Consider the following 22,729-nt stretch of genomic DNA (forward strand, 5'->3'; position numbering starts at 1 on the left):
TTTGATTAATTTTTTAAAACTTTTCTAAAGTAATTTTGATTCTTGCAGTAATTCTTCTAAGAAAGTTCCTTTTATTTTTTTCAGCTCATGTTTTTCGATTAATTTGGCTAATAATGGAACTTTCACCTCTTTTATTCCTTTTCTATCATTCAGGTAGTAAAAGGCTTTAAGTAACATTCTTATGTCATAAGATGACGCAAAGACTTCGGGAACACCACGATCAATATCTAACAGTGTATAAACAGCTTCCATCGCAGTTCGGACGGAATACTCTGTTGTAAAAACAGTATCTCTTCCAGTCTCAGCAAAGTTACCAATAAAGGCTAAGTTTTTAGATCCTTTAGGTATAACCAATGGCCGGTCACCATTTGCTCTAGGCATAAAGTAAGATGTTATATATGGCATATAACAAGGTACAGTGTTGCAAGAATTTAGTGCTAAATTCTTAATTTTACTTACTGGTACACCCATTTGGTACAACCACTCCTGTGCAATTTCATTTCCTGTACATTCTGTAATTGATTTTTTAATATAATTACCTGGTTTGTTAGATAGTAGCGCATAAACCCAAACGACTAATTGATCCTTTGGCTGACTCTTGAAATGTGGCTGTCTGTTCAATGTGTAACTTAACTTCCAATTTGAATCCTTTACATGGACGATTCCACCGGTCACTACTTTTCCTGCATATGGATCTCTTTTACTTATTTTTTCAATGTAAGGAGCAATTTTTTTATCTAGTGTTGTAATTGTCGCGGAAACAAACCAGCTTTCTGGAGGTAAGTTTTCACAAAATTTCTCTGGACGTCCGAATGATGGATCCTGTTCAGCTAGTCTCTTCCATAGTGTCCAGCTTCCACCTAAATCATGTGTTGGAGGCGCTGGCGTATCATTATTACCATATGTTGAACTTTCTGTAATAGATCCATTAGTTACAAAGACTAAATCATTTTTACTTAGTTCAATCGTTTGTTTTTCGTCTTCGTTTGTTAAGATTATGCTTTGTGCTACTTTTTCATTATTTTTTGTGTCAATGATTATATTTTCTACTTTTGTATTATATAGGAAATGCACTCCATGATTTTTCAGATAAGAAAGTAGTGGTAAAACAAGCGACTCATATTGATTGTACTTAGTAAATTTCAATGATGAAAAATCTGCTAGTGCATCGATGTGATGAACAAAGCGCATTAAGTATCTACGCATTTCCATCGCTGAATGCCATTTTTCAAAGGCAAACATTGTACTCCAATAAGCCCAAAAGTTTAATTCAAAAAAATCTTTCGAAAATACATCTGAGATTTTTTTATCTTGTAATTGATTTTCTTTCATTAAGCAAAGAGCAAAAATTTCCTTAGTTGCCTTTTCGCTTAAGGTTAAATTACCATCACTTGGAAAGCGTTCTCCCTTTTTGTAAATAAGTCTACAGTGTGATGAATTAGGATCTTCTTTATTTAACCAATAAAATTCATCTAAAACAGATGCACCTTCTACCTCTAAAGACGGAATTGAGCGGTATAGATCCCATAAACATTCAAAATGACTCTCCATCTCTCTACCGCCTCTAGTAACAAATCCATACTCTTGCTTGTACATTCCATCTAAAGAACCTCCTGTAATTGGTAGTTCTTCAATGATATGAATTTTTTCACCTTTCACTTGACCATCTCTGATTAAAAATGCAGCTGCAGAAAGTGAAGCTAATCCGGAGCCAATCAAATATGCTGAAATTTCATCTGCGTTATTAGGTTTTTTTGGTTTAGCAAAGGCTTCATAATTTCCATTACTTCTATACATAAGTATACCTCCTTTTTTTATGACTTCATTTTAATGAAATCAAATAGGTATAAGATGCGATTTCTGTCGCATTATCCGACAGTCAATAGTTGATACGCTAAAAGGAAGTAAAGTATAACTGTAAAAATTATTCTTTCTTATAAACAAAAATTTGATTCGTTTTAGGGGGTGCAATACGAGAAATATTCTTATTTGATGTTGAATAATTTAGTAACTAAATGAACAGGAAACACTGGTTTATCTATACTTCTTAGAATAAATGACTTAATTCTTAAGGTTCTGTACTAATAAGGAATGGACGCTTTCTCAGAAGTAAAAATTTTCTTAAAGAAGATAATTAGAAAAATAATCTTTTAAACAGGGTTACGATACTACGAATCATTCTGCTCTTTTAAGAAAAGCGATAAACTAACTTACCATACGAGTCACTTGAAGATGTCTTATCATCGATGTTGTAAAATTCTTTAATAAAAAAACTTTTGATATGAGATAAGGTAAACTGAATAATTTTCGTTTTTAGAAAATTAAGTGAATTTTTTTTTGTTGGACAGTTTAAGATTGATTTAGTAGCAAAATGAATCACAAAATTCTGTATAGTTTTATCCGAATAATATTTATAGAGCATTTTTTTGTATCAAGTTAGCTTTTGCTCTGGTTAGGAATAAATCCTTATAAGATAAAAAGAAGGATTTAAATTTTTATCTGTAAGTATTGATTTTATTAGTCATATTTTTTCAACTTTAAAGCTACAAATATAACTAATCAGCATATTTAAAGGATTTTTTCGCTAAAGCTACTTTTTCGTCCTGTTGAAACATGGGTTTTTGTTTAAAGGTATTGCGAGCGGAAGTAAATAAAGGCATGAATAAAAATGGGGGTGAACAATCAATTCTGATTCTATACCTCTACAAACTTAAGATCCTTTTTGAAAAATTTATTTTAAAAGAAATTTATCATAGAAAGTTTTTATGGATAAAAAATCGGCGAATAATTGGACAATACTTTGTTATTACGAATAAAAAAAAGGGTTAATCTAGAGTTATGAAAGAAAAATATTAAACAAAAAAGGCGGTGAGATATGATCATTAACCAAGCATAATTTTTGAACAAAGCAGAAAAAAGTTTTAGTAATAGGAAATATAGCAAAAAGAAAGAAGATGAAAAATGACCCCTTTATTAGAATTTTGGAAGGACATGTTGAAGTGGAATTATACTGCAACTAGAAAACAATATTGGATCCCAACAATCGTTTATAGCGTACTATACAACTTATTGTTCTACAGTACAGGAATTACTTTAACAGGATTTTCTTATATTACATTTGCTAGCACTAACATATTTGTGATCAGCATAGGTATTCTATTGTTTATTGCACAATTCACGTTGACAGTTAGACGTCTACATGATATCAATCGATCCGCTGCATGGTTATTAATTGGTTTGCTACCGGTGATTGGGTGGATCGTCTTGATCGTTATACTTTGCCAACCGACGAAAAGACATCAAAAAAGAGAATTTGAAAAATATATGAATCAGTCATTAAAGTGAAAAGGGAGAGCAATGGATGACAAATTACACAGAAAAAGAAAAGTACGTTATAAAAAAAATTCAAAAAACTATCATCAAATTAGATAATAACTTTGACAAAATTGATTACTTGTCTAAAGGTCAACAAAAACATACGTTGAAAAAATCTTTCGCTGAAAAAGAAGCACTACATGAAATTCGTCACATTCTTAATGAAGCAGATCATTATAAAACATACGAAGTAAATGAATTAGTACAATCAATTAGTTACATCAATTAAAAGGGTGATATATATATGAAAAATTACGAAAAAAAGGACAAGAATGTAGTAGAGAATATTATAAAAACAATGAAAAAATTAGATTACGAATTAGCAAAATTGAATACCTTAGAACAAGATAAAAAGAAGCATGCTTTAAAGAGATGGTTCATTGAGAAAAGAGCATTACATGAGATCAAGCATATCTTACATGAAGCCAATCTTTATGAAACATATGATGAAAAAGAAATGGTTGATTTCGAAGATTATATTGATGAACTAATGTAGATGAAGAAAGCGCTCTATTTCAACAGGCATAGAGCAAGTTAGCAAATTGGTCGAAAATATCCTTCACTGAATCAATGAGCTCGATCAAAAAAAGTGAAAATAGATACCATCGAGCAAGATACTATAAATATTTTTTCAGCAAAACGGTTGTTGAGAAAAAGAGATTTTAATTTTTCAAGCACATTCTACATGAAATTAATCGCATAAATTTTAGGATGAAACAATATCTGACTTTGATGTATGCGTAAGATATTTATATTGAAAGGTAGATGAAACATTTGATGAATAATCTAGTAAAAACGAGTATTGGTTTAGGTGTTGTCGCATTAGGAATTTTTTATGCAGGAAAAAAAACAGGAATCTTGCAAAATGAGTCCCAATCTTATGACAAACATAATACTAAATGTAGGCGAAAATAAAGGAGTGAGAACCATAAAAAAAGCAAAATAGTCAGAGTTTATGCGTCAATAAGGAAGCAACTATTTACTTTAATCAAGAAAAAATGGAAAGGACCAGATATTCATTTTTTTCATTGGAAAATCAAGTATCAAACGATGAAGCACTTAATCTTTCAATGACATATGATTATCAAGCAATATTATCAAATAGTAAATAACAAAGAAAATATTGCTTGTGATTGACGAATGCTTAATTATCGCATATTTGTTTACGGATCCGTAAACAAGGATATTGAATGCGTTAAATTCAATTATCTCATCAAAGATAATTCATCAATCAGTTAAATAGATTCGACAGTTTCGGTTGTTAGTCAAGATTAACTTTATTTCACTAATATTAAACCAAATGAAATTGTTATCTGCGGGTACATCGTATACTAACTTAGGATTGGGTAATTTTTTCAAACAAACTTAAATTAAAGTGAATGAAAAAAAGTAACCTAGAAAATTAATTGAATATATAGGAAAAATATAACTAAGATTAATTGATATTAGAAAAACGGAGTAGAGGTCATAGTAAGTATTTAAAATATTGTATCAGTTCATATGATTTATGCATCTGCATATTTAACAATTCAACCAAACTGAATGCAATCAAGTAGTTCTAAAACATTAAAAAGATTTGCATTTAATAGATGATTTGTAGAGCAAACTTAACGAACTATCTTTACTAACAATGTGTTATCCACTCAAGTGAACCCGGAGCATTCGATTTTTCGTATGTACGGATGTCTCAAGTATTTGAGATACCTCGTTATAATAATATCAAGATGTACTTAAAAACATTCAAGAGAATGTTTGCTTAATAGGAAAAAAATCATGCACTGCTTGAAAGGAGTCAAGCAGATGTAAAAAAGGAAGTAAACTAAATGAAATTTAAAACAAATGATCTAGAATATCGTGTAACATTCAATATAGATAAAAATCAATTTATAGTGTACCTAGCGTCAAATGAAATGGTTCAAGTAAGAGCAACAACAATTGAAGAAGCCATTTCTAAATTAGAACAAAAAAGTTTTCTGCTTACTTAACTAAGAAATTAATGATTATAGAGAGTTACATGTACTAACATGAAAAAATATTCTTTAACTAAAGAACAATGGATCTAGGAGAAATCTATTCCTTAAATATCTACAATAAAATTTCTATAGATGGCTGTAAAAAATTTTAAGTGCCAAAAACATTAAACCATTACCATCAGACATGTAAAGCAGTTAAAGAATACAGACAGTTGACTACAGTTACAAGGAAAGAGGAAAATAATATGAAAAAAATAGCATTAGTAACATTTTCGGATTCAGCAACTACTTATGAAGCCTTCTCACAAATGAAAAATATTAATAACAGTAATACCTTATATATCAAACAAGCCGCAGTAATTGAAAAAAATAAAGTAGGTACAGATATTACAATCAAAGATAGTGTTGACTACGTAAGTGGTAATCGTGTGGTCAAAGGGAGTTTAATCGGCATGTTGGTAGGTATACTTGCGGGGCCTCTAGGTGTTCTCTGTGGTTGGATTGTTGGAGATATTGCAGGTATGAGTACTAATTATTTGAAAAATAAAAAAACAATCACAGTTTTTGATAAAATCGCTGGTGAATTGAAAGGAAATCAAGTTGGATTATTGATATATATTGATGAAACGGACGAGACATTATTAAATACAATGATTGTCGAAAAGTACAACGGTTCAATTGAACGCTTTGACTATGAGGAAGTTCAAGAAGATATAAAAACTGCACAAAATCATTTAGATTAATTTTGATACTGATTAAATAGAATATTCTTGTCAAAAAGAGATCAGTTTTGTGCTGATCTTTTTGTTTTTAAAGTATTGTTCGAATAGTTCTCTCACTTCTACAATTCTTTTTATTGTTCAAGTAATGGAGTTTTTGTATGGTTTGTCTTTTATTTCGACAATAATCGCATAACATTACTTCCTGTTCATTAGTAAACTAAAAAAGAAAATAAAATAAAAATAGAAATGGATGAAAGGAATTTAAATACATGAAAAAAAACAGTATGTCAAATTTTTCGTTTTTTGCAATGACAGCTTCATTATTTGTTACTGTATATGAGTATCCTACGTTTGCAGTTGTGGGTAAAGCATTGGTTTTTTATTTATTACTCTGTGGATTCTTCTGGTTTTTACCAGTGTCCTTGTGCTCAGCAGAGCTTGCCACAATTGAGGGTTATCAAGAAGGAGGCATTTATAGTTGGGTTGGAAAACCACTTGGAGAGAAATACGGGTTTGCAGCGCTTTTCTTTCAATGGTTCCAAGTCACAGTTGGTTTTGTCACAATGATTTATTTTATTGTGGGTACATTATCGTACGTTTTGGAAATACCCGCAATGAATAATGATCCAGTGTTTAAATTTGTCTCAGTTGTCGGTATTTTTTGGATTTTGACATTCTTGCAATTACGGGGGACCGAAACAACTGCTAAAATGGCGAAATTAGGGTTCTCAGTCGGAATCATTCTCCCGGTACTCGTATTGTTTGGATATACTGTTGCATACTTTAAACAAGGACATGCTGTTTCGTCTCACTTTACACATTCGTCCTTCTTACCTAACAAAGGAAATATTGGAGCGTTGACCTCATTTGTCTTAGCGTATATGGGTGTAGAAGCTTCAGCAACTCACTTTTCGGACTTAAAAGACGGCAAAAAGAATTATCCAAAACTTTTGATGGTTTTAGTCATCGTTGGGATCATGATGAGCACGATTGGTGGCTGTGTCGTTTCAACGGTTTTAACAGGAAAAATATCTGCTAATCAAGGGGTTATAGATACGGCGACGCAATTGATGTCTCCAGGGCATGTCGGATTGTTAGTTAAAATTATAGGCTTTCTAACTTCATTCGGCATATTAGCACAAGTTAGTTCTTGGATTGTGAGTCCAACTGAAGGATTACAATTTGCAGCAAGTAAGCATTTGCTTCCGAAAAAGTTGGCTCAAAAAAATGCAAATAACGTACCAGTTAGAATTTTGATGATTCAAGGACTTATAGTAACAGTATGGGCTGCATTACTTACTTTTGGATCTAAGGGATCAGGTGGAAATGTTGGTTTTCAGACAGCTATTTCTTTAACAGTATTGATTTACTTAAGCGCCTATATTTTGTTCTTCGTAGCTTATTTCGTACTTTTATTTAAACATAAATCGCTTAACCGAGAATTCCAAATTCCTGGTGGTCAGTGGACTAAGGGAATCGTAGCGGGTTGCGGCCTATTGATTTCGATTGCTGCAGTTTGCACAGCATTCATTGTTCCTTCAACGGTACCAAAGGGTAAAAGTAGTTTATATCTTGTTAGTTTAATAGTTGGATTTGTAGTGACACTTGCTTGTCCATTTATTTTTTATCAGTGTTATAGCAAACGTCACAAGGAAGAACAAATATCAAGGGGTAGCGCATAATGAAGATGGCATTAAAAGAATTCAAAAATTTATTAAATAATAAAATCTTATTAATATCAGTTATTGCAATAACGTTTATTCCTATTATATATACTTCGGTTTTTGATAAATCGTTGTGGGATCCGTATGGAGGAATTAAAGATTTTCCTATTGCTTTAGTCAACGAAGACGAATCTGTTGAAATGTTGGGACAAAAAGTCAATGTTGGTGAGCAGGTTATTGATAATATTAAAAAAAACAAAGATGTCGATTGGCATATAGTAGATTCAAAAGAAGCTGCAGAAGGCATGAAAGATATGAAGTACTATACTATTGTGACAATACCAAAAGATTTTTCGCAATCAGCAGTTAGCATTATGGATAACGAACCAAAGAAAATGGAACTTATCTACACAACGAATGGTTCATACAATTATATCGGACAAGAAATCTCAGAGGTTGTTGCCAATGCATTGGAGATCAAAATTCGAAATCAAGTAGTAGAAGCATATGCTAGTGCTGTCGATCAGATAGCAAGCAAAATGATTGGGGCTATTAGTGAAGCTGCTTCTGGAGCAAATGAGCTATCTTCAGGTACAGGGCAACTTGAAACAGGGATAGATCAGTACACGAATGGTGTTTCACAAGCAGATATAGGTGCCAATAAATTAGCTTCGGGTACTGAACAGTTGGAATCAGCGGTTGGACCTTTGGCCAGCGGTGTCGACAAATTAGCGAACGGATCACAAGAACTTAGTTCAGCTTTAAACAAAGTCGAAGCAGGGATTCAAGCTAATCAAAACCGTATCAATCTATTAGATAGTGGACTCTCAAATTTATCAACAGCTGCACAAGATATGGCTGATGCTCTAGAAAATTTTGAAAATCATTTGAGTGAAGAAACGAGAATCAAGCTGAATGAACAGATTGAACGCGCACAAAATCAATTAGCAGAGTTAATTACAAATACAACGGCTTTAAATCAAGCTTCTATTGATGCCAATGAAATAGAACAACAAAATTCTGCGATTTCATCTAAATTACAGGTCATTGCTGGAGATCTAGGAACGGCTAACCAAACAATCACCAGCCAGATTAAAGATTTGATTCAAACTAATCAGGAATTATCGGAAGAAGCGAAAAATAGTTTAATTAGTAACATTAGCGGTATTGTGGATCAAAATTTAACTAACTTAAATCAATCTATCACCGCTCATATAAATGAAATTAATGGAAACTTGGATGCTTTGTCAACAATTACAGCACAATTGGCACTACAAGCAAGTGAAATGAGTCAAGTGGCTAGTAGTATGTCAAAAAATACAGCAAATGTTCAAGATACTTTATCAGCTATAAAAATTGGAAGTCAGCAGTTAGATGAAGCTATGGGGATTGTTCCTAAGGCTGAAGGTGCACAACAAATTATTGCCCAATTAAATCAGCTGAGCCAGATGCTGAATACAGCTGCTGAGGATATTCCATTAATGGAGTCAGCAGTACAACAACTTTCTTCCGGTAGTTCACAGTTAACTGATGGATTGGGTGAACTTAATAGTAAAATCCCAAGCTTGAGTAGTGGTGTCGAACAGTTGTATAAAGGTAGCGAACAATTAGATGCTGGATTGAACGAATTGAACAGCAAGTCACCAGAATTAGTTTCTGGTATTAAAAAACTTCAAGCTGGTGCAGCAGAATTAGCAAATGGATTAGACGAAGGGGTCGACAAGGCGGACAGTGTGAAAATTACTCATAAAACTATCAACCAGTTTGTAGATCCAGTATCCCTAGATAATGATCTTTACACTAAAGTAGACAACTATGGCGAAGCTTTAGCACCTTACATTATGTCATTGGCATTGTTTGTAGGATGTATGCTATTCAATTTTGTGTATCCAGTCAGAAAATCTTCTATGGATGGTCAAAGTAGTGGAGCGTGGTGGTTAAGTAAAGCAAGTTTGGGATTTGTAGTTTCATCCATGATGGCTATTATCCAAGTAACAATTATGCTGCTCTTAGGGCTACCAGCATATAGTATTCCAGCTTTATACGTTACAGCCCTCATTACTGCTTGGGCTTATATGGCGATTGTGATGTTTTTAGCAGTTACATTTGATAATCCTGGTCGATTTGTAGCAATGATTTTGTTGGTCTTGCAACTTGGCGGCGCAGCAGGGACTTTTCCAATCGAAACGCAAGGAAAATTTTTCCAGATCATTCATCCATTTTTACCAATGACTTATTCTTTATACGCTTTTAGAAATGCAATTGCCAGCGGAATAAGCCACCAATTGATTATTAAATGTTTTACAATATTAGTTTCATTGATAGTTTTATTTCTTATCTTTTTACGTGTGTCTATGGCTATATTGCAAAAAAAACATTTACGAGATGTTTCCTTATTAAATGATAATCAAAAAATGTTAGCTTTAGAGACAGATGACAAAGAACGTTTAGCAGAACAAATTAAAATAACAAAGAAAAAAGATAAAGTACATGAGAAGGAGATACATCATGAATAATAAAAAAAGTTTTATAAAATCTTATCGCTTCCTACAATTGTTGACTGGAATCATTTACTTGATTATGGCGATATTAGCCATGAGGTATTCAAAGGAAAGCGTTATTGCTTCTATTCAATTAGTCGGCGTATTTTCATTAATCAAAGGATGTTTTGAACTGATGAATCATCAAAAAATTGCACAAAGAACTAAACGCAAACAATATTCAGCACTTGTGATAGGCTTTGTGGATTGTATCATTGGATTGATCTTGATAGTGAATACAACGCTAGATGTTAGTTCATTATCAATACTTTTTGGATTTTGGTTTATCTGCGATTCAGTATTGTCCTTCTTCATGTTGGACTTGGCTAAACTGATTGCAATGCCGTATTACTACTTTTCACTGATTGTCGATTTGATTGGCTGTCTAATAGGTTTATTGCTTCTTATTGGTGGTGATACATTGATTATTGCAGTACCGACATTGATAGGCAATTACTTCCTGCTTTTTGGAATGGCCAAAATCATAGGTGGGATCATCAATAAAGATGATTTGCACAGTGTGAAGTAGTTTCTTCCAGTTAATAAGGTCTTGAACGCCCATGACGGATATAGTCATGGGCTCTTATTTTGAAATCAAGTAGGGGAAATAACCAATGTACATACTTAAGCCATTAGTAGAGAAATTCTGAGTATAAAAGTATTAAAATTGGCGCAATAAACGACAACATCTAAACAATCATACCAATGATTTCCTCTTAAAATATTAATTGTAATAACAAAACAAAAAATCATAAAAGGAGAAATAGAATATGTGTACAAGTATTTTTACAAGAACAAAAGACCGGAAACATCTTTTGGCAAGGACAATGGATTTCTCATATCCCTTAAATGTTACACCACTTTATATTCCTCGTGATTATTCATGGACATCAGCGAGTGATCAAAAGGTCTGGAGCAATCAACTAGGCTTTTTAGGAACAGGAGAACAAATTTCAGGTAACTATTTCGTTAGTGATGGCGTCAACGAAGCTGGAATTTCAATTGCAGAACTTTATCTTCCTGGCGAAGCAGTTTACCAAAAAGAAGCAGAAACTGACAAAATTAATATTTGTCCCCACGAGTTTATTCTTTGGGTATTAGGAAATATTCAATCTTTGGATGCTTTAGAAGAACAATTACCGTTAATAAATTTAGTTAGTCGTCCTGTTCCTGAATTAGGATTCGTTACACCGTTGCATTGGATTATTTCAGATAAAAATGGTCGAGTAATCGTGATTGAACCAACTGAAAAAGAATTATACTTTAAAGAAAATCCTGTTCGTGTTATGACAAATACACCGCATTTAGAATGGCATATTCAAAATCTCAGAAATTATTTAGGTGCGCAGCCAAAACAACTTCCATCAGTGACATTTGACTCTTTTGAAGCAACCCCTTTTTCTCAAGGAACAGGGACCTCAAGCTTGCCCGGTGGATATACTCCTCCTGAACGCTTTGTCAGAGCTGCATTTTTCAAAGAATATATCGATCAAGCGGAGAATGAAGAAGAAGGCGTTATGAACGCATTGAATATCTTGTCTACTGTCAGCATACCTAAAGGAATTGTACTAAAAGAAACTGGTGACCAAGATTATTCTCAGTTTATTAGTATTATGTGCAACGAGACAAAATCAATCTATTATAAAGACTATGATAGTAATAGTGTTACAAAAGCAATGATTACCGAAAAATTACTTGAAGAGTCAACTGTACAAAAATTCCCAGTTGATCGTAACCTTATAATTAAATCTGTCTAACCAATATTTGGAGGAAAAATTAATGACTAACAACACACCACTGTTCGGCACCAAACAATCAAGTGAAGATGTTATTTTAAAAAAATTGAGAAAAAAGCCAGTACAACCAGAATTAGCCTATCGATTAATTAAAGATCAATTGATCGATGAAGGAAATGCTCGCCAAAATATGGCTACGTTTTGTCAAACGTATATGGAACCCGAAGCAACGAAACTAATGACAGAAACATTTGAAAAGAATGCTATTGATAAATCTGAATATCCAAGTACCGCACAAATAGAAAAAGCCTGTGTAAATATTATTGCAGATTTATGGCATGTTCCCGATCAAGAAAAGATGATTGGTACATCAACTGTTGGGTCAAGTGAAGCATGTATGCTCGGTGGCATGGCGATGAAATTTAAATGGCGTAATGAAGCCATTGCTCGCGGATTAGATGTACAAAAGAAAAAACCAAACCTTGTAATTTCATCAGGATTTCAAGTATGCTGGGAAAAGTTCTGTGTATACTGGGATATTGAAATGCGTACTGTACCGATGGATAAGGAACATATGAGTATTAATATCGACAAAGTTATGAATTATGTTGATGACTATACCATTGGAATTGTTGGTATTTTGGGAATCACTTATACAGGAAAATTTGATGATATCAAAGCTTTAGACCAGTTGGTTGAAGATTATAACCAAGAAAATGGTCGCTCACTAGGAATTCATGTGGATGGTGCAAGTGGAGCGATGTTCGCCCCCTTCGTATTTCCAGATTTGGAATGGGATTTCCGACTAAAAAATGTAGTGTCAATCAATACTTCTGGTCACAAATATGGTCTGGTTTATCCAGGTGTCGGATGGATTGTTTGGCGAGATCGAGTATATTTACCGGAAGAATTGATCTTTAATGTAAGCTATTTGGGTGGGCATATGCCAACTATGGCGATTAATTTTTCTCGTGGAGCGAGTCAAATTTTAGGTCAATACTATAATTTTTATCGTTATGGCTTTGATGGTTACCGAGATATTCACAAGCGTACCCAAAAAGTAGCAATGAAAGTAGCTAAAGCAATAGAAGAGACAGGTTTATTCGATATCTATAACAATGGCGAGAATATCCCACTTGTTTGCTACAAATTGAAAGACGATCAACAAGTGGCTTGGACTTTGTATGACTTAGCTGATCGATTGCAAATGAAAGGTTGGCAAGTTCCAGCTTATCCATTGCCTAAAGACTTGGATGAAGTTGTTATTCAACGTTTCGTTTGCCGAGGAGATTTTGGAATGAACATGGCAGAGGAACTTATCAATGACTTTAATTCCTCTATTTCTGAACTGACCAAAGCAAATGTTTCTATGCATGCTAATGAAGGTCCCCACACTCATGGCTTTACACACTGATTAAAGAAGGTAAAATAAAAATATTATTGGAGGAAAAAATAATGAAATACAGTAAAGGACTAGGAATTGCAACCGTGACCATCGGAATGTTTTCCTTATTAGGCGCATGTGGGAAAGTAGAAGAAACAAGTAAAATTGCTGATGTATCAGGAACAGAGGTTTTATACACAGACGATTCTGGTGATGAAGCAGTCGTAGGTGAAGGGTATCTTAAAGATGATGGCTATTTTAAACAAATCGTGTCGACAAATATTAATCCAAAAATAAAAGACATATTGTCTTATAATACTAACTATGAAAATGATGATTGGGATGCGATTAATCTTAATATTGATCATATGAAGCTAGTCACAGTTGATCACTATGAAGATACGGAGGATGACACATATAAAACTCTCCTCTCATTAAAATATAAAATGTATCTTAAAGATAATACTTATCGTTTTGTGTCACCAGATCATGCTGAAATTGTACTTGCTGATGGCTCAAAAGTTGAAGCTGATTTTTTCACAAATACATGGGATGATGAATTTACTAAATCAAATGACCATAAAGACGGCTATATCCACTTTAAAGTGAAAGATGAAGAAAATCTTCCTGATATCACAGCAATTGAGATTACTTTTCATGCAAGAAATGAGGATAATGATATGATAGAGCATACGTATACCGTTAAGTTCCCAATTGAATCTGAAAATTAGTAAATATACACTCAGTAATAATAATAATTACTGATTTTCCGAAAAAAATTTCCCAAAGAATTTTAAGATATAAATAAAATTAAACAATAAAGAAAGCAATTTGAATGTTGAATGGAGTGTTGGGTATGAGAAGAGAATTATTTCAATTACTGGAAAAAAGAAATAAAATCAGTTATCAATTAATTGAATTATTTCAAATTGAAAATAGTTGGCTCGAGGTAAAAAAAATAAGTTCTGAATTGGATATTAGCAACCGAAGTGCCCAACGCTACATTCACTATTTAGAAGAGTTAGTTAATGAATATAATGAGGAAAAACAAAAAAGTTTGATAATGCATTATGAAAAGTTCAAAGGTATTAAATTTGACTTTAGTGACTCTTCAATAGAACAATTTAAATTGTATATTTTTTGCAATGATCAAAATATGAGACTGCTTTTGGATCTTTGCTTATTAAAAACCGAACCAATCAAGAAATATTCTCAGAAGCATTTTATTAGTATATACGCAATAAAAAATGCATTAATAGAAATAGAGCCATTACTGACTTCTTTTGATCTTAAGGTCGATTCTAAAAAATTAACGTTGGTTGGTGAAGAAAAAACTATCAGGATCTTTATTTATAACATTCTCTGGTCAATCTACAAAAATGATTGTTGGCCATTTCACTATATCGATGAACAGCGATTGTACCAATCAATTGATACAATCGAACAAGAATTAGATTTAACTTTCTCCAATATTCAAAGAAAACAAATATCTTATTTCATGGCGATTTGTTTGATTCGTAATCGTAAGAAATTGTATATTGATCATTATCCTGAATGGGAAAAATACGTTAATATTAAATCTTTGAGCAGTAAAGAAGAAATACTCATTAAAGGTATGCGTCACTATCAAATTTTTGACAGTAATGAAATTTTGTTTATTCTTATGATAATGGAAACTAAGCACCGAATGTATAAATCTGATAAATTAAAAAAAAGAGTGCTAAAATATCATAAAAAAAATGATACCGATATTTATAGATTAACCAATCAAATGATAGATAAATTTGAACAAGAATTTTTCTCAATACCACCAGAGAGTCTTGAATTAGTTTACACGTACTGTTTCTGTACTCACCTTCAATCTAAAATTTTTCCGAATGTCCCTCTTGACGCAGATGGATATGGAACGTTTGAGAATACAGATGCACTTCAACATTTAAATAATAAGATTCTAAAGTTTATTCGCGAGATGAAACATGAAGAAAACGAGACAATTTTGGCGCAAGAAGCTTTCTTAGTTAAAAAATACTTGGCTCTCTTTTCTTATTTTGGTCGTTTGACTGATTATGAACCACAAATCGATGTAGTCATTGATTCAGATTTACCTTTTCTAGTTCAGGAAAATCTGAAAAGAAGATTAAGAGGGCAGTTTGATAAATATTTTAATTTGCAAATGTCTGAAACTATTCCAAAGGATAGAGATAACTACCTAGTTATTACCACAATGCCATCACTTAAAAATACGGTTGAAACTATATGTGTAGTTGACCCCCCTTTGTTTTACCGTGACTATCAAATGATCGAAGAAATATTAACGTATAAATTACAACAACTCTATCAAGATACAATGAATAGAACAAACCATCAATCAGTAAAAGTAAATAACAATGAGGTTTTGGCTATTAGTTAACAGGAAATGCTAAGTGGTTTAAAAAACAATTCTATGACAAAGCAATGTAAATTCTTTTCCAGATTAATTTTTTATTTTCAATGATTTGATAACCTTTGCTTAATTAAATTCTCCTTCAAACTTATATTTCATGCAAATGAAATAAAGACATTAATTCTGATGAATCAACAAAAGGACAGTTCGCTAAAAAATTGATTTGAATCGCCAATGAAGTGATTTATCAGCTGGAATTAATATGTGAAAATTTTCCTTGACTGCTTTTCATAGTTAATTAAAAATAAAAGAAGCTTTCATTAGTGCCATTTTAAAAGTACTTTTGTAGTATGCAGATAGATCTTATCTATGAATGTTTTGATTATAATAAAAAAACAGAAAAATGTTATTGAGAGTTGGCTCAAGAGGATATATATGGATGTAAGGGGTTTATATGTATAACAATTCTTTTTGGTAAATACATAAAACTCATACAAACCGTAAGTACTGATTTTAGGAAAGTGAAACTATGGAATTAAAACAAAACAAATTTTCATTTTATAATACATGAATCGTTTGACCAATTATCTCGATAATCAATTAACTATGAATTTGCCACCCAAAGAAGTCGAAATATATCTGATTAGTAGGGATTAAAAAAAACTATAGTTCTTGGTACTTTCGAAGAATTAAAATAGCCAATAAATTACAAAAATTTACCATGTTTAGAATTTCTTTCTTATTTTGCTCCGTTTATTTAATTAATTTCTACTTAATATTTGAAAATTGACTATATCGAGTAAAATGCTTTACGTGTAGCCTTACAATGAATAAGATGTTAATTTGAAACTTTGAACCTTTCGAGTTCGAAAAATTTGATAACATAATACCTTTTATCTTCGGTATGATTAAAAGAGGAAAAAGGAGGATTTTTTAGTGAAACAATCAAAAACATGGATCTTACTTGCACTAGTCTGTAGCCAGTTTTTAACGACTATTCCAGTTTCAGCTACACTTGCTGGTCCAGAGGATGCCATAGAGCAAACACCAACCGAAGAACAAAAATCGAGTACTCTTGAAGACCAGGAGACACGACCAAGTGAAACCCATGAAGAAACACCAACAGAGTCAGCGAAACCACCTATTGAAGAAGGTCCTGTTGTTCCCGAAGAAAAAACAGAAGAACCTAATCCACAGCCTCAAGCAGAAGATTCAACACCGGTTGATTCGCCAAAAGAAGAAGTGAAATCATCACCTACTCCTAAGCCAAATCAATCAACGGATGATGAATCAAAGTCGGAATCACTTGTCCCTGGGCCTGTTGAAAATCAACGTCCGCCATTATCAGAATTTGAGGAGAGCACTCCGGCTGAACCCAATCAATCAAAAGCTATTGAAATCACCCCTCTTAAAGAAACGTGGGAGTTTATCAAAGAGATTGGCGAAGATGCACGGAAAATCGGTTTAGAAGAAGACCTCTACGGGTCGGTTATGATCGCTCAAGCGATTCTTGAATCTGCAAGTGGTCAAAGTAAGTTAAGCCAAGCGCCTTACCATAATCTCTTTGGGATCAAAGGGACGGTTGAAGGAAATGGAATTACCTTCAAGACGCAAGAAAACGATGGAGCAGGTAACATGTATACGATTGATGCGACGTTCCGTTGCTATGAAGACTATGAAGCAAGCTTCAGAGATTATGCAAAGCTGTTGAAAGAGGGCTTAGCGCACTATAGTGATTTTTATAAAGGCACATGGAAGTCAAAAACAGGCTCCTATGAAGATGCAACGGAATTCTTAAACGGACGGTATGCGGCGGACACACAATATGGCGAGAAGTTAAATGCGATTATTGAAGCATACGCACTTACCAGCTACGACACGGAAAAAGCAACGTTGTTAGAAGGCAATGAAGAAATGATCTACCCTGTCATGAATCCGATTGTCTCTTCAGCATTTGGCCCACGTGGAGATGATTTTCACCGAGGCGTGGATTTTGCGGCACCGATGGGTACACCTGTTTATGCAACCCTTGCAGGTACAGTGATTAGTTCAGGATACCATGAATCATGGGGGAACTATGTGGCGATCAAGCATGAGAATGGACTAACCACACTTTATGCTCATAACAATCAAAACTTAGTGGCTGTGGGTCAAACGGTGTCTCAAGGAGACATCTTGGCATCGATTGGGAGTACAGGGAATAGCACGGGTCCGCATTTGCACTTTGAGGTAAGTTTGTCTCCAAGCTTACCCCAAGATCAGCTGATCGATCCGATACGCGTTTTACCAAGTAACGGATAAACGAAGAAAAGAGAGGCGGTATCTAATATATTCAAATCAAGGGCTTAAAGGATCAGAGTTTCTAAATAGTTACCCAAAAATCTGTACTTATTATCAGGAGATTTGAACACAAATAGTAGGAATTTAATAAATAAGTTTTAATCCATGCTCTTCTATACGTAGAAAAGATAATCTGTAAAGTGGTCACGAAGATGTCAATTTGTTAGATGGTCGGAAAGAATGGTTCTTGCTATCCACGAAAATAAAAAAACTATTTTTTGATACTTTGACAAATAAAAATAGATTCTTCTAATTTTCAAAATCACGACAACACGATTGTGTACAAAAAATTAAGCTACTATATTTTATAAAAAACTACAAGGATGTTTTTAAGTGTTTGTATTAAATATCAGATGTTTGTGTAAAAAAATGAAATGAAAGAGATACAATCGGATTCTTTACCATTCGTCAAAACAGCTCAATCCTGAGAGGCTCTAAGAGAAAATCACTTTTCTTTTAGCGCCTTTTTTCCATAACTTGTTTAAATGTGACTTATCATCTTCTATAATCCATCTTAAGTAATATTTGAGAGGTGGCTAAAAATGAAGAGCATGGAATCAATTCGCGACAAAAATAAAGATCTAAGAGTTGTTCATGACGATAATTCTTAAAAATATCAAAAAACTAACTTGTACTATGAAGAATTATATCGAGAGTTTAAACGTGTTTATAATGACGAGATAATTTTTTTGAAAATGGAGGAACCATATTGCGTTAAATGCATAAATTCAAATTTTGTTAGAATTAGATAAAGCATTCATTGGGGATTACTTCTTGAGTCAGAAAATCAGTTAATCAATATGATTCTTCATGAAAAAATTCATTTTATCGGGAAGCTACCGGAAGAAACATGGACGAACAATCAGGATGGGGAGGATTTATTAAGGGAAGAGCGATTAAAAGAGCGTTGGTGTGTATTGACAAGAAACCAATTATTTCGAAAATACAAAAAATGTAAAAGTAAATATAGTAATAAATTACGCACCTGTTTTCAATTTATTACTTAGCAAAGAATATTTGGAATTTCTGAAAAAGACTTATCTTATCAGAAGCAATATCAAATAATTTTATATAAATATTTGACTAGCGAGGAATAATTTGATGCTTTCCTCGCCAGATGAAGGCTGGAATGGGACAGAGCATGACGAAAATAATTTATCCAAGGAGAAAAATCAGCTTTTGAAACCAGCCCCTTACTCAACTTAACCTTAGAAGAGATTAATTGCCAAACAATTAAGAAAACTTAATTGTTTAAAAATCCATTACAAATAATTAAAAAATTACTTGTGAATATCAAGCTGGTCATTCTTTTAGACATTTTTATAGGTATTACTTCAATTGATTTTTAAGAGAGATATTTGAAACTAACATTTTGATCTTTTAATTGTTTAATGAGTTCTGTAACATAGGCATCCTGGAAAATTTTATGGAAGGTTTGTAGGAATTCTTCGGATGTGGAATTGAATTTTTTCTCTGAAAACTCAAGTACTTCAATGGGTGTTTCGAACTCTGCAATAACTGAGGTACTATCGAAAGAATCAGCCGCTTGTATGGATACATTTTTCATTAGTGAAACAATATCAATTTTTGTTTTTAACATAAAGTCACCTCTTTGTATAATTTTAAAATAAAATAATAAATCAGATAAAGCTAATGAAGAATTAGAATACTGCACCAGAGTATTAATTATACATCTCTTTAATGAACACTGCTTAAAGGAAATTATGACAAATTTCAATTAAAGCATGAATTTGACTGTGAGATACAAATTAACTCTATCAATCTTGAATAGCCTAAACTTATTGAAAAAGTTAATATAAGAGAAAGTACTATAGCTTCAGTTCTGTCATTTAATTCTGGTGAAGGTTTGATATTCCATAAAATTTTGGTTCTGAAGACATAGTAAATATAGTTTAGGTTAATCATAAAAGTAAAAATAAGCAAATATTAACATAAAGTGGAGTGAATCAAGTGAAATATATAAATTTTTTTAGCGAAAAAATGACTTCTCTACTTCCAATCAACTATTCTACTTTATTTACTCTTCCGCCTATCTTGGATGCAAATTCTTCTGCTTCAGATTTATATTGAAATAATCTTGCTTTGCTTTTAAAAAGTGTTCGGTACCCGTTAGGTGTTATATAGCCATGCAATACTTTTACAACGTACATTAAATATAGTCTCCTTTCATTAGTGCTCAGATTACTATTAATTAATTCCAAGGTATAGTAGATTTTGAAAAGCGTATTCGAGAAGAGGCTGTTTAGAATAATCAAAATTTATTGAAAATAAATTAATAAAAAGTGAAAGCTAGTATTTTGTTCATAAATGAGCAAAATTGGTCTTTATAATAACATTTTCTTTTTTGTATTTTTAATTTTTGAGAATTGAAAATAAGAATCAATCAAGAACTCTAACAGCAAGATATTCATCTTTGTAGAAATAAAACCTAACATCATTATCGTTATGATTCATATTTTCATCAAAAATTCTACGCAATACATCTTGATACTTATAACTACGAGTGATGATATATAAATTGGAAAGCTCCTCTGTATTTAAATTGACGAATGAGATTCTTTCTTCATGGAAGCCAACATAACTATTATTTTCTGGCACTAACCATATTACAGTCTTGTAAATCATGCGATCACTTCCTTTTATGTAGTATAACATATTCAACCTTCTATATCTCCTTATTGGTAGTAAGCGCTTAAATAGAAAGAAATTAAAAAGTATTTTTGCTTATGTATGATTCAGTTTAGTTCCGTTCTTTACTATTTTCTTTATGGTTTTAAAAGCTACTGTTAAAACTTTATATGACAAGCCTGATATTTTTCTCGCAACGTATTATTTGTTTGTAGGTTGATTACTTAAGATACTATACTATTTTATTAAATGTGGGTAGGAATAGACTAGGAAGAGCTTATTCTAACTGATCCGGATGAAATATATCCTTCAGAATTATGTCTCTATTGGTGGAAAATAGCAAATGGATTGTATGGGAATAATGTTAGTGTAAAGAGTTTATTAGGTTACATGAGAAGCAAAATAATCTTTTTACTTTACAAGGGTTAGTAAATTAAGCTTATTTAGCGTTTTAAACAAAATACTTTGTAAAATTTAATAATTATGCTATTTCGAGAATGATCGTTCTAATAATTTCGAAAAGAGGATTTCTTTTTTAGATATTTTTTAGAAGGCTCGTTCTAAATAATGGACCAAATGAAAATTACAAACAAAGGAGTTGATAATATGGGGAGACCAAAGGAGTTTGATACTCAAGAAGTTTTAGATCGAGCGATGGATGTCTTTTGGGAAAATGGATATGGAGCTACTTCGATACAGGATTTAGTCGATGCAATGGGGATTCATCGACGTAGCATTTATGATACTTTTGGCGATAAGCACAATCTATTTGTTCTATCCCTAAAGCGCTATGAAGAAATGATTTCTCGTAAAATAGAAAAAACGTTATCTGTAAGAATATCAGGATATGATCGTTTAAAGGGTCTTTTTTCAATCGTTCTTTCGACGGAGAAAAATAGGGCAGGATGCTTAATTGTAAATTCTGCAACCGAACTAGCATACATTGATCCTAGTATAGCTAAAGAAGTTCAAGATTATTTTGATCGTGAAGTTCAAATTATTTCTGAGATATTGGAGAAAGCGCAAGAGAAAAATCAATTGACGCCAAATACGAATATACAAGCGTTAGCATACTATCTTCATAATGAATTAGTTGGTATTCGAGTATTGGCAAAAACAACGAATGATTCTCAAAAATTAAATATAATTATTGACCAAACACTAAAAAATATATTCTAAAGGAGTCACAAAACATAGAATTTACAGTGATTACAGGAGCTAGTTCAGGAATTGGCTATGAAGCAGCTCTGGCATTTTCCGCAAAAGGAAAGAATTTGATATTAGTAGCCAGACGAATGGATAAATTAGAGGAACTGTAGGAAAAGATTCTTTTTGAAGATAATACACTTAACATTGTTCTCAAAAGTAGCGATTTATCTGATCGAGGACAGGTCTATGAATTATATGAAGACTTGAAATCCTATAATATTGAAACATGGATTAATAATGCAGGCTTAGGAGATTCGGGTTTAATCATTAATGAAGACCTCCTGAAAATAGAATCTATGTTACGAGTAAACATTGATGCAGTAACTATTTTGTCTACTCTTTTTGCACAAGAATATGCCGATAAAGAAAATACACAATTAATCAATGTTTCATCAGCTATGGGTTATATACTTGCATTAGGTAATACCATTTATTCGGCAACAAATTATTATGTTAGCTTTTATACCGAGGGTTTAGCGAAAGAATTGCAAGGACATCGACTGAAAGCGAAAGTTTTGACACCAGCAATCACGGAAACAGAATTTATTGCTAAAGCTAATAATCTTGATAGTTTTGACTATAGCACGGGTGTGAAACAGTATCATACAGCAAAGGAAATGGCACAATTCTTGATCAAGCTATATGAAAGTGATCATATCGTAGGGATTGTAAATGAAAAGAACGAATTTGTATTGAATGATGGAATTCACCCAATATGACAAAGATTATAAGATAAGGGAGAAAACAAAATGGA

The 22,729-nt window shown here is 32.6% G+C and carries 17 protein-coding genes and 1 pseudogene; 15 read left to right on the plus strand and 3 right to left on the minus strand.

Going from position 1 to position 22,729, the window contains the following annotated elements:
- Nucleotides 1–24: 24 nt before the first annotated feature.
- Nucleotides 25–1,797: an oleate hydratase gene (locus IGI96_RS11590; RefSeq protein WP_438785169.1), complete on the minus strand. Its 1,773-nt coding sequence runs from the start codon at nt 1,795–1,797 to the stop codon at nt 25–27.
- A 1,194-nt stretch (nt 1,798–2,991) separates the two neighbouring features.
- On the opposite strand from IGI96_RS11590, the gene IGI96_RS11595 reads away from it, so the two are divergent.
- The 13 genes from IGI96_RS11595 (at nt 2,992) to IGI96_RS11655 (ending at nt 18,078) form a co-directional block, all read left to right on the plus strand.
- Nucleotides 2,992–3,345, plus strand: a complete 354-nt coding sequence (locus tag IGI96_RS11595) for a DUF805 domain-containing protein (protein WP_369596887.1) — start codon at nt 2,992–2,994, stop codon at nt 3,343–3,345.
- A 16-nt stretch (nt 3,346–3,361) separates the two neighbouring features.
- On the plus strand, nt 3,362–3,604 hold the full coding sequence (locus IGI96_RS11600; protein ID WP_086339258.1) for a hypothetical protein: 243 nt from the start codon (nt 3,362–3,364) through the stop codon (nt 3,602–3,604).
- A 15-nt stretch (nt 3,605–3,619) separates the two neighbouring features.
- Nucleotides 3,620–3,871: a hypothetical protein gene (locus tag IGI96_RS11605; protein WP_086339259.1), complete on the plus strand. Its 252-nt coding sequence runs from the start codon at nt 3,620–3,622 to the stop codon at nt 3,869–3,871.
- Between the two features lie 1,327 nt (nt 3,872–5,198).
- A complete protein-coding gene (locus IGI96_RS11610; RefSeq protein ID WP_176324028.1) occupies nt 5,199–5,360 on the plus strand; it encodes a hypothetical protein in 162 nt (53 codons plus the stop codon).
- Nucleotides 5,361–5,593: 233 nt separating this feature from the next.
- Nucleotides 5,594–6,091, plus strand: coding sequence for a hypothetical protein (locus IGI96_RS11615; protein ID WP_086339260.1), 498 nt, complete (start codon nt 5,594–5,596; stop codon nt 6,089–6,091).
- Between the two features lie 248 nt (nt 6,092–6,339).
- On the plus strand, nt 6,340–7,752 hold the full coding sequence (locus tag IGI96_RS11620; protein WP_086339261.1) for an amino acid permease: 1,413 nt from the start codon (nt 6,340–6,342) through the stop codon (nt 7,750–7,752).
- Complete coding sequence (locus IGI96_RS11625; RefSeq protein ID WP_086339262.1) at nt 7,752–10,250, plus strand: YhgE/Pip domain-containing protein; 2,499 nt, start codon at nt 7,752–7,754, stop codon at nt 10,248–10,250. Before IGI96_RS11620 ends, IGI96_RS11625 begins: the two co-directional genes overlap by 1 nt.
- A complete protein-coding gene (locus IGI96_RS11630) occupies nt 10,243–10,803 on the plus strand; it encodes a DUF308 domain-containing protein (protein ID WP_086339263.1) in 561 nt (186 codons plus the stop codon). Before IGI96_RS11625 ends, IGI96_RS11630 begins: the two co-directional genes overlap by 8 nt.
- A gap of 241 nt (nt 10,804–11,044) precedes the next feature.
- Nucleotides 11,045–12,031, plus strand: coding sequence for a choloylglycine hydrolase family protein (locus tag IGI96_RS11635; RefSeq protein WP_086339264.1), 987 nt, complete (start codon nt 11,045–11,047; stop codon nt 12,029–12,031).
- Between the two features lie 22 nt (nt 12,032–12,053).
- Nucleotides 12,054–13,424, plus strand: a complete 1,371-nt coding sequence (locus IGI96_RS11640; protein WP_086339265.1) for a glutamate decarboxylase — start codon at nt 12,054–12,056, stop codon at nt 13,422–13,424.
- A gap of 41 nt (nt 13,425–13,465) precedes the next feature.
- A complete protein-coding gene (locus IGI96_RS11645) occupies nt 13,466–14,125 on the plus strand; it encodes a hypothetical protein (RefSeq protein WP_086339266.1) in 660 nt (219 codons plus the stop codon).
- Nucleotides 14,126–14,250: 125 nt separating this feature from the next.
- The gene (locus IGI96_RS11650) at nt 14,251–15,804 is read left to right on the plus strand and encodes a helix-turn-helix domain-containing protein (RefSeq protein WP_086339396.1); all 1,554 of its coding nucleotides are present in this window, start codon (nt 14,251–14,253) and stop codon (nt 15,802–15,804) included.
- Nucleotides 15,805–16,713: 909 nt separating this feature from the next.
- On the plus strand, nt 16,714–18,078 hold the full coding sequence (locus tag IGI96_RS11655; RefSeq protein ID WP_086339267.1) for a peptidoglycan DD-metalloendopeptidase family protein: 1,365 nt from the start codon (nt 16,714–16,716) through the stop codon (nt 18,076–18,078).
- Nucleotides 18,079–19,462: 1,384 nt separating this feature from the next.
- Here IGI96_RS11655 and IGI96_RS11660 read toward each other — a convergent pair.
- Complete coding sequence (locus tag IGI96_RS11660) at nt 19,463–19,717, minus strand: toxin-antitoxin system, toxin component (RefSeq protein WP_086339268.1); 255 nt, start codon at nt 19,715–19,717, stop codon at nt 19,463–19,465.
- Nucleotides 19,718–20,517: 800 nt separating this feature from the next.
- Nucleotides 20,518–20,763, minus strand: coding sequence for a hypothetical protein (locus IGI96_RS11665; RefSeq protein ID WP_042890047.1), 246 nt, complete (start codon nt 20,761–20,763; stop codon nt 20,518–20,520).
- Nucleotides 20,764–21,333: 570 nt separating this feature from the next.
- Here IGI96_RS11665 and IGI96_RS11670 point away from each other — a divergent pair.
- The gene (locus tag IGI96_RS11670; protein ID WP_254907904.1) at nt 21,334–21,945 is read left to right on the plus strand and encodes a TetR/AcrR family transcriptional regulator; all 612 of its coding nucleotides are present in this window, start codon (nt 21,334–21,336) and stop codon (nt 21,943–21,945) included.
- Nucleotides 21,946–21,959: 14 nt separating this feature from the next.
- Nucleotides 21,960–22,694: pseudogene (locus IGI96_RS11675) on the plus strand (SDR family NAD(P)-dependent oxidoreductase).
- The last annotated feature ends 35 nt before the right edge of the window (nt 22,695–22,729 follow it).

Source organism: Enterococcus sp. DIV0421 (genome assembly GCF_051713745.1).
GTDB lineage: Bacteria > Bacillota > Bacilli > Lactobacillales > Enterococcaceae > Enterococcus_D > Enterococcus_D casseliflavus.

What these genes read in the sequence shown, in the direction of transcription:
- IGI96_RS11625 (WP_086339262.1), top strand. Translation starts at nt 7,752, where the DNA reads ATGAAGATGGCATTAAAAGAATTCAAAAATTTATTAAATAATAAAATC.
- IGI96_RS11660 (WP_086339268.1), bottom strand. Translation starts at nt 19,717, where the DNA reads ATGTTAAAAACAAAAATTGATATTGTTTCACTAATGAAAAATGTATCC.
- IGI96_RS11615 (WP_086339260.1), top strand. Translation starts at nt 5,594, where the DNA reads ATGAAAAAAATAGCATTAGTAACATTTTCGGATTCAGCAACTACTTAT.
- IGI96_RS11645 (WP_086339266.1), top strand. Translation starts at nt 13,466, where the DNA reads ATGAAATACAGTAAAGGACTAGGAATTGCAACCGTGACCATCGGAATG.
- IGI96_RS11605 (WP_086339259.1), top strand. Translation starts at nt 3,620, where the DNA reads ATGAAAAATTACGAAAAAAAGGACAAGAATGTAGTAGAGAATATTATA.
- IGI96_RS11630 (WP_086339263.1), top strand. Translation starts at nt 10,243, where the DNA reads ATGAATAATAAAAAAAGTTTTATAAAATCTTATCGCTTCCTACAATTG.
- IGI96_RS11665 (WP_042890047.1), bottom strand. Translation starts at nt 20,763, where the DNA reads ATGATTTACAAGACTGTAATATGGTTAGTGCCAGAAAATAATAGTTAT.
- IGI96_RS11590 (WP_438785169.1), bottom strand. Translation starts at nt 1,797, where the DNA reads ATGTATAGAAGTAATGGAAATTATGAAGCCTTTGCTAAACCAAAAAAA.
- IGI96_RS11650 (WP_086339396.1), top strand. Translation starts at nt 14,251, where the DNA reads ATGAGAAGAGAATTATTTCAATTACTGGAAAAAAGAAATAAAATCAGT.
- IGI96_RS11610 (WP_176324028.1), top strand. Translation starts at nt 5,199, where the DNA reads ATGAAATTTAAAACAAATGATCTAGAATATCGTGTAACATTCAATATA.
- IGI96_RS11635 (WP_086339264.1), top strand. Translation starts at nt 11,045, where the DNA reads ATGTGTACAAGTATTTTTACAAGAACAAAAGACCGGAAACATCTTTTG.
- IGI96_RS11620 (WP_086339261.1), top strand. Translation starts at nt 6,340, where the DNA reads ATGAAAAAAAACAGTATGTCAAATTTTTCGTTTTTTGCAATGACAGCT.
- IGI96_RS11670 (WP_254907904.1), top strand. Translation starts at nt 21,334, where the DNA reads ATGGACCAAATGAAAATTACAAACAAAGGAGTTGATAATATGGGGAGA.
- IGI96_RS11595 (WP_369596887.1), top strand. Translation starts at nt 2,992, where the DNA reads ATGTTGAAGTGGAATTATACTGCAACTAGAAAACAATATTGGATCCCA.
- IGI96_RS11600 (WP_086339258.1), top strand. Translation starts at nt 3,362, where the DNA reads ATGACAAATTACACAGAAAAAGAAAAGTACGTTATAAAAAAAATTCAA.
- IGI96_RS11640 (WP_086339265.1), top strand. Translation starts at nt 12,054, where the DNA reads ATGACTAACAACACACCACTGTTCGGCACCAAACAATCAAGTGAAGAT.